This window comes from Xanthobacter sp. BG11Y11_SDJG (assembly GCF_057364445.1).
This window is the reverse complement of record NZ_JBNFNU010000108.1, coordinates 1-11,685: the sequence shown is the minus strand read 5'-3', so window position 1 is coordinate 11,685 and position 11,685 is coordinate 1. Positions and strand designations below refer to the sequence as shown.

12 protein-coding genes and 3 pseudogenes are annotated in these 11,685 nt (G+C 70.3%); 7 read left to right on the top strand and 8 right to left on the bottom strand.

Going from position 1 to position 11,685, the window contains the following annotated elements:
• The coding region (locus AC2W7M_RS11230; protein WP_486132439.1) for a hypothetical protein at positions 1-197 on the bottom strand (197 nt) is incomplete at its 3' end.
• Positions 198-442: 245 nt separating this feature from the next.
• Here AC2W7M_RS11230 and AC2W7M_RS11225 point away from each other — a divergent pair.
• The 6 genes and pseudogenes from AC2W7M_RS11225 to zigA all read left to right on the top strand — a co-directional run bounded on the left by AC2W7M_RS11225 (position 443) and on the right by zigA (position 5,880).
• Entirely contained in the window at positions 443-676 is a 234-nt protein-coding gene (locus tag AC2W7M_RS11225; RefSeq protein ID WP_486132438.1) for a hypothetical protein, read from the top strand.
• Positions 677-831: 155 nt separating this feature from the next.
• A complete protein-coding gene (locus AC2W7M_RS11220) occupies positions 832-2,052 on the top strand; it encodes an LL-diaminopimelate aminotransferase (RefSeq protein WP_486132437.1) in 1,221 nt (406 codons plus the stop codon).
• Between the two features lie 66 nt (positions 2,053-2,118).
• Positions 2,119-2,948: pseudogene (locus tag AC2W7M_RS11215) on the top strand (homoserine dehydrogenase); the annotation flags it as partial.
• A gap of 98 nt (positions 2,949-3,046) precedes the next feature.
• Positions 3,047-3,415: a hypothetical protein gene (locus AC2W7M_RS11210; RefSeq protein WP_486132440.1), complete on the top strand. Its 369-nt coding sequence runs from the start codon at positions 3,047-3,049 to the stop codon at positions 3,413-3,415.
• 42 nt (positions 3,416-3,457) lie between these two features.
• Positions 3,458-4,438 carry a class II fructose-bisphosphatase gene (glpX, locus tag AC2W7M_RS11205; RefSeq protein WP_486132436.1) on the top strand — a complete coding sequence of 327 codons (981 nt, stop codon included), beginning with the start codon at positions 3,458-3,460 and terminating at the stop codon, positions 4,436-4,438.
• Between the two features lie 227 nt (positions 4,439-4,665).
• On the top strand, positions 4,666-5,880 hold the full coding sequence (gene zigA / locus AC2W7M_RS11200) for a zinc metallochaperone GTPase ZigA (RefSeq protein WP_486132435.1): 1,215 nt from the start codon (positions 4,666-4,668) through the stop codon (positions 5,878-5,880).
• Between the two features lie 26 nt (positions 5,881-5,906).
• On the opposite strand, the pseudogene AC2W7M_RS11195 reads toward zigA, so the two are convergent.
• Both AC2W7M_RS11195 and AC2W7M_RS11190 read right to left on the bottom strand, forming a co-directional pair.
• Positions 5,907-7,190, bottom strand: a pseudogene (locus AC2W7M_RS11195) (DNA polymerase IV); the annotation flags it as partial.
• 131 nt (positions 7,191-7,321) lie between these two features.
• A pseudogene (locus AC2W7M_RS11190) lies at positions 7,322-7,537 on the bottom strand (DUF3572 family protein); the annotation flags it as partial.
• 131 nt (positions 7,538-7,668) lie between these two features.
• Between AC2W7M_RS11190 and AC2W7M_RS11185 the strand changes: the two are divergent.
• Positions 7,669-8,037, top strand: a complete 369-nt coding sequence (locus AC2W7M_RS11185) for a response regulator (protein ID WP_121622252.1) — start codon at positions 7,669-7,671, stop codon at positions 8,035-8,037.
• Between the two features lie 854 nt (positions 8,038-8,891).
• Here the strand turns inward: AC2W7M_RS11185 and rpmG are convergent.
• The 5 genes from rpmG to AC2W7M_RS11160 all read right to left on the bottom strand — a co-directional run.
• Positions 8,892-9,059 carry a 50S ribosomal protein L33 gene (rpmG, locus tag AC2W7M_RS11180; protein WP_121622253.1) on the bottom strand — a complete coding sequence of 56 codons (168 nt, stop codon included), beginning with the start codon at positions 9,057-9,059 and terminating at the stop codon, positions 8,892-8,894.
• A gap of 164 nt (positions 9,060-9,223) precedes the next feature.
• Positions 9,224-10,381 (bottom strand): MFS transporter, encoded by a 1,158-nt coding sequence (locus AC2W7M_RS11175; RefSeq protein ID WP_486132434.1) that lies wholly within the window; start codon positions 10,379-10,381, stop codon positions 9,224-9,226.
• 89 nt (positions 10,382-10,470) lie between these two features.
• Entirely contained in the window at positions 10,471-10,689 is a 219-nt protein-coding gene (locus AC2W7M_RS11170; RefSeq protein ID WP_486132433.1) for a hypothetical protein, read from the bottom strand.
• The gene (locus tag AC2W7M_RS11165; RefSeq protein ID WP_486132432.1) at positions 10,644-11,264 is read right to left on the bottom strand and encodes an NUDIX hydrolase; all 621 of its coding nucleotides are present in this window, start codon (positions 11,262-11,264) and stop codon (positions 10,644-10,646) included. The genes AC2W7M_RS11170 and AC2W7M_RS11165 overlap by 46 nt, the downstream gene beginning before the upstream one ends.
• Positions 11,261-11,685: DUF983 domain-containing protein (locus tag AC2W7M_RS11160; protein ID WP_486132431.1), on the bottom strand; the 425-nt coding region annotated here is incomplete at its 5' end. The genes AC2W7M_RS11165 and AC2W7M_RS11160, both read right to left, overlap by 4 nt.

Below are 11,685 nucleotides of genomic sequence, written 5' to 3'. Positions count from 1 at the left end.
GGGTGTGGGGGCGGAGCAGGCGGCTGCGCGGCGCGCGCGTCGGGCGGGAGACCGTGCGCCGCGAAGGCCCGCGTGGCCGCGACAGACGACGCTTCCGGATGCTCCGCTTCCGCGGCGGCGATCCCGGCGGGGCGATGCTCTCCCTCCTGCCCGGTGCGCATCTCGGCGTGTCCGGAGGTTTCCTCGGCAGCGGACATCCGCTCTCCCCTCGATGCGGGCGATGCCGGACGCGCCCGCTTGGTGCGCAATTAAGCGTTCTGAGTCTTGCTTCCAGCTTCCGCCATATTAGCGGGTGAATGTGCCCATATCGAGCCTGACGATCAGCGCCGTTGACCCTGGGGATGAAGCCGCAGCCGTGATTTTTCTTTGCCGACGCGAGATGGCCCCGCGCCAAACCCGGGGATGGCCGGCGTTTGCCGGCCGGGCCTGTGGCGCCGTTCTGGTGATCGCCGCCCTTGCCGGCTGCGCGGCCGACGGGCCGCTCGCCTCCATCACGCCGCCCAATCCCGACGTGCCGAAGGTCGAGGCCGACAACTTCCCCTCCATCGGTACCCAGCCGACCGGCCGGCCGCCGCCGCTCTCCGCCGAGGAGCGCGCCAAGCTCCAGGCCGACCTGGAGGCGCTGGCCAAGGATCGCGAGGCCAAGCTCAAGCGCTCCATCGGTGCCGACAACTGAGCGGCGGCCGGTCAGCCGGGGAACCATCTTTCCCTGCGGAAGCCGCATTCATTGCTTTTTCATTCACCGAACAGTGCTAAAAAGCCCGACTGCCGCGCCGGGAGAAGAGGTTGCGCGGCGACGAACGGCCGCGTGGCGGCCCTGGAGCTAAGACGATGACCACCGACTTCCACCGCATTCGCCGGCTGCCGCCCTACGTGTTCGAGCAAGTGAACCGTGTGAAGGCCGCCGCCCGCAATGCCGGGGTGGACATCATCGACCTCGGCATGGGCAATCCGGACCTGGAAGCGCCGGCGCACGTGATCGAGAAGCTCAAGGAGACCATCGGCAAGCCGCGAACCGACCGCTATTCCGCCTCCAAGGGCATTCCCGGCTTGCGCCGCGCCCAGGCCGGCTATTACGAGCGCCGCTTCGGCGTGAAGCTCAATCCCGACACCCAGATCGTCGCCACGCTGGGCTCGAAGGAAGGCTTCGCCAACATGGCGCAGGCCATCACCGCCCCCGGCGACGTGATTCTGACGCCGAACCCGTCCTATCCGATCCACGCCTTCGGCTTCCTGATGGCCGGCGGCGTGATCCGCTCGGTGCCGGTGGAGCCGGGACCGGAATTCTTCCACGCCATGGAGCGGGCGGTGAAGCATTCCATCCCCAAGCCCATCGCCGTGGTGCTGTGCTATCCCTCGAATCCCACGGCGTGCGTGGCGGATCTCGAATTCTACCGGGACGTGGTGGCGTTCGCGAAGAAGAACGACCTGATCGTGCTCTCCGACCTCGCTTATGCCGAGCTTTACTACGACGACGTGCCGCCGCCCTCCGTGCTGCAGGTGCCGGGCGCCATGGACGTGACGGTGGAATTCACCTCCATGTCCAAGACCTATTCCATGCCCGGCTGGCGCATGGGATTTGCGGTCGGCAACGAGCGCCTCATCGCCGCGCTCTCGCGGGTGAAGTCGTATCTCGACTACGGCGCCTATACGCCGATCCAGGTGGCGGCGGCGGCCGCGCTCAACGGCCCGCAGGAATGCATCGCCGAGATGCGCGAGACCTACAAGAAGCGCCGCGACGCGCTGGTGGACAGCTTCGGCCGCGCCGGCTTCCCCGTGCCGTCCCCACGCGCCTCCATGTTCGCCTGGGCGCCGATCCCCGAGCCGTTCCGGGCCATGGGGTCGGTGGAATTCTCGAAGCTGCTGATCGAGAAGGCCGAGGTGGCGGTGGCGCCGGGCGTCGGCTTCGGCGAGCACGGCGACGATTATGTCCGCATCGCAGTGGTGGAGAACGAGCAGCGCATCCGCCAGGCGGCGCGCAACATCCGCCGCTTCTTCGACCAGGCCGGCACCACGCTGCACAACGTGGTGCCGCTCAGCGCGGCGCGCTGAGCCTTAGCCCGCCGCGGCCCTGAAACGGCGCCGCGGCTGCCCGACGAACAGAGAACCGGTTCGACCATGAGCGACTTGAAAAGTGGGCCTCGCGGGCCTCGGCACCGTCGGGGCGGCGTGCTGCGCATGCTGGCGCGGCAGGAGGCGGAGATCGCCGCCCGCACCGGCCGCCGCATCAAGGTGGTGGCGGTGGCGGCGCGCGACCGCGCCAAGGACCGCGGCGTGGACCTTTCGCAGGTGGCGTGGTTCGACGATCCCGTGGCGCTCGCCCGCGAGGGGCGAGATCGACGTGTTCGTGGAGCTGATGGGGGGCGAGGGCGACCCCGCCAAGGCGGCGGTCGCGCCGCCCTCGATGCCGGCCGCTCGGTGGTCACCGCCAACAAGGCCCTGCTCGCCCGCTGCGGCGTGGATCTGGCGCGCCGCGCCGAGGCGACGGGCGCCGCCCTGCTGTTCGAGGCGGCGGTGGCGGGCGGCATCCCGGTGGTGAAGACCCTGCGCGAGGCCATGGAGGGCAACCGCCTGGTGCGCGTCTCGGGCATCCTCAACGGCACCTGCAACTACATCCTCACCCGCATGGCGGACGAGAAGCTCTCCTTCGGCGTCTGCCTGAGCGAGGCGCAGCGGCTCGGCTATGCGGAGGCGGACCCGACCTTCGACATCGACGGCTTCGACACCGCCCACAAGCTCGCCATTCTCACCTCGCTCGCCTTCGGCACCCGGGTCGATGCCGAGGCGATCTATGTGGAGGGCATCCGCCAGCTCACGCTGGAGGATCTCGAAGCGGCGGACGACCTCGGCTACAAGGTCAAGCTGCTCGGCGTCGCGGTGCGCACGACGCCGGCATCGAGCAGCGGGTGCATCCCACCATGGTGCCGAAGCACTGGCCGCTGGCGCAGGTGTCCGGCGTCACCAACGCGGTGGCGCTCGACGGCGACGCGGTGGACCTGACCCTGGTCCGGCCCCGGCGCGGGGCGATGCCACCGCCTCCGCAGTGGTGGCGGACCTCGCCGAAATGGCGCGCGGCGCCCGCCCGTTCGCCTTCGGCATGCCGGCGGCCCTGCTGCTGCCGGCGGAGCGCGCGCCCATGCAGCGCCACGAGGGCGGCTATTACATCCGCCTCGCGGTGCTGAACCGCCCCGGCACGGCGGCGATCATCGCCGGGCGCATGGCGGACCAGAACATCTCGCTGGAATCCATCGTCCAGCGCCGGCCGGTGGGCCTGAAGGCGGAGCCGGAGACGGCCAACGTAATCCTCATCACCTATGCCACCACGGAGGAGGCGGTGCGCCGCGCCATCGCCGCCATCGAGGCAGAGGGCGTCGTCGCCTCCCTGCCGCAGGTGATCCGCATCGAGAAGGACTGACGCGGCCAAGAAACAGAGCCACACAGCCATGGGAGAACGACCATGAGCATGACGCGCATGCCGGCCACGCTCGACCGCCGCCTCGCTTTGGAGATGGCGCAGATCACCGAGCGCGCCGCCGTGGCCGCCGCCCGCCTGCGCGGCCGGGGCGACGAGCAGGCCGCCGACCTCGCCGCCATGGAGCGCGCCTTCCGCGAGCTGTCGCGCATGCCCATCTCGGGCACGGTGGTGATCGGCGAGGGCGACGAGGGCGAGGTGGAGCACTTCTTCGTCGGCGAGACGCTGGGCGCCGGCGGCGAGGAGGTGGACGTGGCGGTGGACGCCCTCGAAGGCTCCACCTTGTGCGCCAAGAACATGGAAGGCTCGATCTCGGTGCTGGCGCTGGCCGAGCCCGGCTCGCTGCTGAAGGTGCCGCCGGCCTATATGGAGAAGCTCGCCATCGGGCCGGGCTATCCGGACGGCATCGTCTCGCTCACCCAGTCGCCGCAGGACAACATCGCCGCCTTGGCCGAGGCCAAGGGCGTGCCACCCACCGAGATCACCGCCCTGATCCTCGACCGGCCGCGCCATGCGCCGCTGGTGGAGGCGGTGCGCAAGGCCGGCGCCGCCATCAAGCTCATCAGCGACGGCGACGTGGCGGGCGTGATCCACACCACCAACCCGGACGAGAGCGGCATCGACATCTATCTCGGCCTCGGCGGGGCGGCGGAGGGCGTGCTGGCGGCGGCGGCGCTGCGCTGCATCGGCGGCCAGATGCAGGGCCGCCTCGTGCTCGACACCGAGCGCAAGCGCGCGCAGGCCAAGCGCCTCGGCATCCGCGATGCCTCCAAGATCTACCGCCTGGACGACATGGTGCGCGGCGACTGCCTGGTGGCCGCCACCGGCGTCACCGACGGCGCGCTCTTGACCGGCGTGCGCTTCTCCCGCGAGGTGATCTTCACCGACACCGTGGTGATGCGCGCCGCCACCGGCACCGTGCGCCGCATCGCCGCCGAGCACCGGGACTTCTCGAAGTTCGCCTGACCAGCGGTCGCGTCGCGCGCGGCGGCGCGGACGGCGCGCGTGCGGCCCGCGACCTCACATTTCTCCCCTTCTGACGCCGGCCCCCGGCACCCTTGCGTGCCGACGCGCGGTCCGATAATGATACATTATATCTTTTATCGGCCGAGTCTGCTTCGTGCCGGCGGCGCTGCGCGGGCGCGTCGCGGCGCCGCCGTTGCGGGACGACCGGCCCCAAGGGAGCGCAATCCATGCCCCAGGCCCTTCTGCCTGTGACCGTCCTGTCCGGCTTCCTCGGCTCGGGAAAGACCACGCTGCTCAACCACATCCTCGCCAACCGCGAGGGGCTCAAGGTGGCGGTGATCGTCAACGACATGAGCGAGGTGAACATCGACGCCGAGCTGGTGCGCGCGGGCGGGGCCAACCTGTCCCACACGCAGGAAAAGCTGGTGGAGATGACCAATGGCTGCATCTGCTGCACCCTGCGGGACGACCTTCTGAACGAGGTGCGGCGTCTCGCCGAGGACGGGCGGTTCGACTATCTGCTGATTGAATCCACCGGCATCGCCGAGCCGCTGCCCGTGGCCACCACCTTCGATTTCCGCGACGAGGACGGCCATTCGCTCGCCGACATCGCCCGGCTCGACACCATGGTGACCGTGGTGGACGCCGCCAACCTGCTGAACGACTTCAGCTCGCGCGATTTCCTGCGCGATCGCGGCGAGACCGCGGGCGAGGAGGATGCGCGCACGCTGGTCGACCTCCTCACCGACCAGATCGAGTTCGCCGACGTCATCGTGCTCAACAAGGTCTCGGAGGTGGACGCCGATAAGCGCGCGGTGGTGCGCGGGGTGGTGAAGTCGCTCAATCCCGATGCCCGGCTGATCGAGACCGACTATTCCAACGTGCCGCTCAAGGAAGTGCTCGGCACCGGCCGCTTCGACTTCGAGCGCGCCAGCTCCCATCCGCTCTGGTTCAAGGAGCTGAACGGCTTCAAGGACCATGTGCCGGAGACCGAGGAATACGGCGTCACGAGCTTCGTCTACCGCGCGCGCCGGCCGTTCCACCCCGAGCGGTTCAACGCCTTCCTGGCCCGCACCTGGCCCGGCTTGGTGCGGGCCAAGGGCCTGTTCTGGCTCGCCACGCGGCCCCAGCGGGTAGGCGAGATGAGCCTGGCTGGCGCCATCTGCCAGACCGGCACCATCGGCCGCTGGTGGGCGAGCGTGCCGCAGGAGAACTGGCCGACCCAGCCCGACTGGCGTTCCTGGCTGCGCTCCCACTGGGTGCCGGGCTATGGCGACCGGCGGCAGGAGCTGGTGTTCATCGGCATGGGGCTGGACGAGGGCGCCATGCGCGCCGCGCTCGATGCCTGCCTCGTCGGGCCCGCCGATCCGCTGCGCTTCGATGCCGAGAAGCTGAAGCATCTGCCGGACCCGTTCCCGGTGTGGGAGGCGGTGCCCGCCTGAGGCGAAACCGGAACTGGGCAGGGGGCTCAGCGCCCCTTGCGCCCGCCGCGGATGTCGGCATCGAGCAGGATGCCGCGGGTGACGGCGTCGCGGCCGAACTTTTCCTTCAGGCGGTCCATGGCGCCCTCGGCCGCCTTCATGCGGCTGGCGCCGCCGTCCACCAGATCGGCGGGGTCGGCCGCCTCCGCCGGGCCGAGATCGGAAACGCCGACGCCGATCAGACGGAAGCGCGTGCCGTCCGCCTCCTTCGCCAGCAGATCATGGGCGGCGGCATAGATGCGGCCGGCGAGTGCGGTGTGGCTCTCCAGCGTGCGGGCGCGGGTGCGGCTGCGGAAGTCGGCGGTCTTCAGCTTCAGCGTCACGGTGCGGCCCGAGAGCGCGGCCTTCTTCAGCCGCGCGCTCACCTCCTCGGCCAGGCCATAGAGCGCCTGCTCCAGAGGGCGCAGCGCGGCGATGTCGGTGTCGAACGTGGTCTCGGCGGAGACGCTCTTGGCCTCCCGGCTGGGGTCCACCTTGCGCGTGTCGATGCCGAAGGCGAGCCGCGACAGGCGCAGGCCCTCGGCGCCGTAGCGGCGCGCAAGGTCCGTGGGGGCGGCGCGCTGCAGGTCGGCGATGGTGGCAAGCCGTCCTTGGCGAGCTTGGCGCCGAACGCCGCCCCCACCCCCAGATGAAGGTGACCGGACGCGGCGCGAGGAACGCCGCCGCCTCGTCCGCCCCCAGCACCGAGAAGCCGCGCGGCTTGTCGAGGTCGGAGGCGATCTTGGCCAGGAACTTGTTGGGCGCGAGGCCGACCGAGACGGTGATGCCCACCTGCCGCTCCACCTCGAGCGCGAAGCGGGCGAGGGTGAGGGCCGGGCTCGCCCCATGCAGCGCCTGGGTGCCGCCGAGGTCGAGAAAGGCCTCGTCGATGGACAGCGGCTCCACCAGCGGGGTGAGCGCCTGCATCAGCGCGCGCACCTGCCGGCCGGCAATGCGGTATTTCTCCATGTTCGGCTTGAGAATCACCGCCTCGGGACAAAGCGCCTTGGCCTTGAACATGGGCATGGCCGAGCGCACGCCGCTGATGCGGGCGATATAGCAGCAGGTGGAGACCACGCCCCTCTTGCCGCCGCCGATGATCAGCGGCACGTGGGCCAGCGAGGGGTCGTCGCGCTTCTCCACGGCGGCGAAGAAGGCGTCGCAATCCACATGCGCCACCGTGAGGCCATGGATCTCGGCGTGCCGCACGAGGCGCGGGCTGCCGCAGGCGGTGCAGCGCGGGCCGGCCCCGCCTCAGCGAGGCAGTCGCGGCAGAAGCCGGGCGCGCGCTCACGGTTCGCCTCAGGAGCGGCGGACGGTGGCGTCCGGGTCGAAGGGCGGCGCCAGGATGTCGTGGGCGCCCCACCACGTGGCGCGGGTCCAGCTTCTGCTCCTCGGCGAACGCCAGCAGCAGGGCCTCGTCGGCGATCAGGAAAGCGAGCACGCCGGCGCCGAAATCGCGCCGCGCCGCCGCCTGCCGCAGGTTGGCGGGCGAAAGCCCGGTCTCGCCCAGGAACCGCACCAGCCGCTCGCCATCCGCGGCGATGAAGGCGAGCGCCGCGGCGGCCACCTCCTCGGCGGCGGCGCGCTGGGCGATCAGGCCCTTGGGCTGGGGATTCGGCTTGTCCTTGAGTGCCATTTGCTCTTCCGCAAGGAATGGGGTCTAGCTGTCGCCATTCCACCACGTCCGCGCGGCGCTGCGAAGCGGGCAGGCGCGGGGCCGGCAGGGCCGGGGGCGACTCGGGGGCAAGTCAGGGGAACAGGGGCTCCATGGCGAAGACGGTGATGATCGTGGAGGACAACGAGCTGAACATGAAGCTCTTCCACGACCTTCTGGAGGCGCACGGCTACCGCACGGTGGAGACCCGCTCCGGCGTCGAGGCGGTGGAGCTGGCCCGCGCCCACCGGCCGGACCTCATCATCATGGACATTCAGCTGCCGGAGATTTCCGGCCTCGACGTCACGCGCAAGCTGAAGGCGGACCCGGAGCTGCGCGCCATCCCGGTGGTGGCCGTGACCGCCTTCGCCATGAAGGGCGACGAGGAGCGCATCCGCGCCGGCGGCTGCGAGGCCTATCTGTCGAAGCCGATCTCGGTGATGCAGTTCCTGTCCACCGTGCGCCAATATGCGGGCGGGTAGGGCAGCGGGGAGAGGCCGCAGGGACAGGGCGAGGGCGACAGCGGGAGGGCAGCGAATCGCCCGCTTTTCCTGCGGGGCGTATTGCGCTACTGTTAAGATATCTTGAAGGCCAGGGGCGACTTGGCGTGCGCGGGAATGCGGTCCTGCGCTGCGGTGCCGTTCGCTCCGCTGCGCGTCAGGCCCCGCGTCCCTTGTGTCGCGCGTCCGGCGCCGAAAGGCCGAGACAACCCTGCGGAGTGCTCAGGTCCGCCGCATCTCCTGGGTCCGTGGGGTTTGGCCGGTGGGTGAGCGTGTTCGGGAGGCCTCCCCGTTCGCTCCCCACCGGCCAGCCACCCCTTCTCCCATTGCCCCCGAGTGGATTCTTCGGCCGTGAGCCTGGTGCACAACGAGCAGACAAAGCTCACGGCCAACGCCTTGGATCGTGCTTCGACCGCCTGCCTAACCGTGGGTGTGCTCGGTCCAAGCGCAGCGGCGCTTTATGGCCTCGGGAGCGCGGCGGCCGGAGGCTGGATTGGATTCGGTGCTCTGCTTTGGCTCGCAGCAGCGGGTTTGCTACACTATATGGCGAGAAGAACCCTGAGGAGCCTACGATGACGGGTCTCTGGATCTTCGCTTATGTGGTGCTGCCCATGGTGGTCGTGGCGATGGGATATGCCGCCATGCGCCTGAACGAGCACGAGGTCGGCCGGCCCAAGCCCGGCGAGTGAGGGCGCGGCGCCGCCCGTCCGGCGCGCTGTCTCCAACAGAAGAGGGCGCCGCCCGGCGCCCCGTCTCCAAACAGAAAAGGGCGCCCATCGGCGCCCCGTCCCTTGAGAAGGATCACGCTGCGGCGGCGCGTCCGCGCCGCCAGCCGCTCACTTGATCTTGGTCTCGCGGAATTCCACGTGCTTGCGCACCGCCGGGTCGTACTTCTTGAGCACGAGCTTGTCGGTCTTGGTGCGGGAGTTCTTCTTGGTCACGTAGAAGGTGCCCGTGTCCGCGCTGGACAGGAGCTTGATCTTGATGGTTGCAGCCTTGGCCATGTCTTGATCCCTGGGTGCCGCTGTCAGCGCGCGATGTGCCGCGAACGGAATAACGCCGCGAACGGAAAAACGTCGCGAATGTGCCGCGTACGGAAAAGTTCGACGATCGCGCTGCCGGGCAGGCGGCTCGTGGGCGCGGAAACTCGCTCAGGAAGCCGGCAATGTCAAGGCCCGGCAGGCGTCCGGCGCAAGGCGAGGCGGCTTGCCACCATCAGCGCATAGGCGCCGAGCGTGGCGGCGATGACATAGGCGAAGCCGTAGGGGTCGGCGATGTCCATGCCGAGGCCCACCGCCGGCGGCCCGGCGATCAGCCCCACCGAATAGAGCATGACGAAGGCCGCGTTGGCCGCCGCGAGATTCGCGCCGTGGAAGCGTGCGCCGAGATGGGCGAGGCCCACCGTGTAGAGCGAGCCGACCACGCCGGTGGCAAGGAACACGGTGGCGAGGAAATAGGGCCCGTCCACCTGCATCAGCGGCAGCGCCAGCGCGCCGGCGGTGCCCACCAGCGAACAGCCGAGCAGCAGCAGGCGCCGGTCCACCCGGTCGCTGACGAGGCCGAGCGGAATCTGGAAGGCGACGTTGCCGAGCACCGCCACCGTGAGCAGCAGCGAGGCCTGGCTCTCGCCGAGGCCGAGGCGCAGGCCGTAGAGCGGCAGGAAGCTCATCACCGCCGTCTCGATGGCGCCGAACACCAAAGCGGCCAGCAGCGCGGTGGGCGAGCGCCGCAGGAAGGCGAGGACGCCGTGATGGTCGTCGTCGTGGATGCGCGGCGTCATGCCGTTGGCGAGCAGGATCGGGATGGCGCCGGCGAGCAGCACCACGGCCCCCGCCACATAGGGTTCCCACCCGGAGGTGCCGAGCACGCTCAGGATCGCCGGCCCCATGGCCGCGCCGATGGAGAGCGCGGTGGCGTAGATGCCCATGATGAGCCCGCGCCGGTGCGGCGGGGCCACCGCATTGATCCAGAACTCGCTGACCGCGAACAGCACGCACAGCGCCGCGCCGAAGGCGAAGCGCAGCGGGAACCAGAGCGCGAACGATCCCACCGCCTTGAAGGCCAGCAGGCTCACGGCGGTGACCAGGATGGCGAGCGTCAGCAGCATCCGGACGCCGAGCTTGCGCACCAGAAGCGGCACGAACGGCGCGGTGAAGATGGTGGCGACGCCCGCCACGGCCGTGTTCAGGCCAATGAGGGTGCGCGAGATGCCGCGCGATTCCAGCTCCAGCGCCAGCAGCGGGATCGACAGGCTGATGCCGACCCCCACGACCGTGATCGCGGAGATGGCGGCGGTGATGGAGGCGGTGCGGCTCTTCTGGCTCATGGGGGCTTGCGGCCCGGGGGGTGCGTGCATCGGGGAGGGGGCTTGGGACGGGAAACAGGACAAGGCGGACCGCGATTCCGGTGCGCGCGCTACGGGATGTACTCGCGCTGGAACCGGCCGCCGCGCCAGAAGAAGAACGGCACCGGCAGACGCGGCGCGAACCCGGCGGCGATGCGCTGCTCGATCTCGGTCAGGATCGCCCGGGTGATGGCGGGCAGCTCGATCGCCTCGGTCTCGCGGAAGGAGAGCCAGCGCAGCTCCGTCAGCTCCGCGTCGGGGCCGACGATGCCCGGCGTCTGGCCACACACGGCGTCCGCATCGGCGCAGAAGAAGCGGGTGTCGAAGCGCTTCGGCCGGCGCGGCGGGGTGATGGCGCGCGCACATAGGTCAGCGCCTCCATGTTCGGGAACACGCCCTCGCTCTCGAAGGCGCTCCAGTCCGCGGCCGGCGCCTTGGGCGCGCCGGCCTCGCGGGTGCCGAGCAGCAGTCCGGTCTCCTCGTAGAGTTCGCGGATGGCGGGCGGCGGCGGAGCCCGCGCGCCCGCGTCGAGGGTCGGGCGCTGCACGCGCTCCAGCAGCCGGCGCTCGCTCTCCGCGTCGATGGCGCCGTAGGCCGGCATGCGCGCGTCCGCCGGCTCCAGCCGTCCGCCGGGGAAGACGTAGAGGTTGGGCAGAAAGCGGTGGCCGGCATGGCGCCGGCCCATGAGCATGCGCGGCACCTTGCCCTTGCGGTCGAGCAGGATGATGGTGGCGGCGTCCTTCGGCCGGCAATTGGGCCAGTCCATGCGCCGCTCGGCGGCGTTGAGCTTCACCAGAAGCTCCGCCTCGGGCGCGCTTGAGGGCCTGGCCTTCGCCGTCCGCTGCTTCGGAACGAGGCCGGTCATGGCCGCGCCGCAGCCGGAAGCGGGGCGCTCTCGGGGGGAAGCGGCTCGTATTCGTCGCTCGCCGGGTCGAAGCCGTGCATGCGCAGGGCCCATTGCAGGTTCACCAGCATGCCCTTCAGTGGCGGCAGCAAGGCGAGGCACAGGATGAGCGTCAGCGGCAGCCAGAGCGCCATGTGGACGCCGAGCGGCGGGGCATAGAGTTCTTCCACCAGCACCATCAGCGGCACCACCACATGGCCGACGACCATGATGGTGGCATAAGGCGGGGCGTCGTCCGCCCGGTGGTGGTACAGCTCCTCGCCGCACGTCGTGCAAGCGGGCGTGACCTTAGGTAGCGCGGGATCATGCCGCGCGCGCCGCAGGCCGGGGCAGCAGCCCATGGGCGCCGCGCAGCAGCGCCTGCGGCACCGAGCGCGGGGCG

Excerpts from the sequence above, each read along its gene's own strand:
- AC2W7M_RS11220 (WP_486132437.1), top strand. The coding sequence starts at position 832 with ATGACCACCGACTTCCACCGCATTCGCCGGCTGCCGCCCTACGTGTTC.
- AC2W7M_RS11165 (WP_486132432.1), bottom strand. The coding sequence starts at position 11,264 with ATGACCGGCCTCGTTCCGAAGCAGCGGACGGCGAAGGCCAGGCCCTCA.
- glpX (WP_486132436.1), top strand. The coding sequence starts at position 3,458 with ATGAGCATGACGCGCATGCCGGCCACGCTCGACCGCCGCCTCGCTTTG.
- zigA (WP_486132435.1), top strand. The coding sequence starts at position 4,666 with ATGCCCCAGGCCCTTCTGCCTGTGACCGTCCTGTCCGGCTTCCTCGGC.
- AC2W7M_RS11175 (WP_486132434.1), bottom strand. The coding sequence starts at position 10,381 with ATGAGCCAGAAGAGCCGCACCGCCTCCATCACCGCCGCCATCTCCGCG.
- AC2W7M_RS11185 (WP_121622252.1), top strand. The coding sequence starts at position 7,669 with ATGGCGAAGACGGTGATGATCGTGGAGGACAACGAGCTGAACATGAAG.
- rpmG (WP_121622253.1), bottom strand. The coding sequence starts at position 9,059 with ATGGCCAAGGCTGCAACCATCAAGATCAAGCTCCTGTCCAGCGCGGAC.